This window comes from Streptomyces sp. NTD91, assembly GCF_059510455.1.
This window is the reverse complement of the sequence record NZ_JCAJZW010000144.1, coordinates 1-809: the sequence shown is the minus strand read 5'-3', so window position 1 is coordinate 809 and position 809 is coordinate 1. Positions and strand designations below refer to the sequence as shown.

At 72.2% G+C, this 809-nt stretch carries 1 protein-coding gene; it reads right to left on the bottom strand.

Annotation, left to right across the window (positions count from 1 at the left end):
• The coding region (locus AC5WRT_RS38955) for a polyketide synthase dehydratase domain-containing protein (protein ID WP_496101104.1) at positions 1–809 on the bottom strand (809 nt) is incomplete at both ends.

The window sequence follows — 809 nt, the reverse complement described above, 5'->3', positions numbered from 1 at the left end:
GCTGAATCGGCGAGTTCGAGAGTGACGGTGTCGACGCCAGCCGGGGTCATGCGTACGCGCAGTTCCCGTGCCCCGGACGCCCACAGCGACACCCCGGCCCACGAGAACGGCAACCGGGCCCGGCCGTCACCCAACACCGGCGAGAACAGCACCACGTGCAGCGCGGCGTCCAGCAGCGCCGGGTGCACACCGAACCGTGCGGCGGCCGCTCCCTGCTCCTCGGGCAGGGCGACCTCGGCGAAGACCTCCTCACCCCGACGCCAGACGCCGCGCAGGCCGCGGAACACCGGCCCGTACGACAGACCCAGACCCGCGAAACGCTCGTACACGTCCGCAACGGACTCCGCCACCGCCCCCTGCGGCGGCCACACGACGAAATCGAGATCCGTCCGTGGGGCGGTGTCCGCCAGTTCCGCCAGGGTGCCGGTCGCGTGGAGGGTCCACGGCCGGTCGTCGGTCAGGTCTTCGGCACGAGAATGGATCTCCAGCAGGCGCCGGCCGAAGCCGTCCGCCGCACCGACCCGCACCTGGACCCGCACACCACCACGCTCCGGCAGCACCAACGGCGCCGCGATCGTCAGCTCCTCCACCCGATCACAGCCCGCCGACCCACCCGCCCGCAACGCCAACTCCAGGAAGCCCGTCCCCGGGAACACCACCGACCCGGCCACCACGTGGTCACGCAGCCACTCCTGCGCCACCGGCGCCAGACGACCGGTCAACAACACCTCACCCTCACCACCGGCCAACTCCACCGCCGCACCCAGCAACGGGTGCTCCGCCGAACCCAGACCCACGGCTCGCAGGTC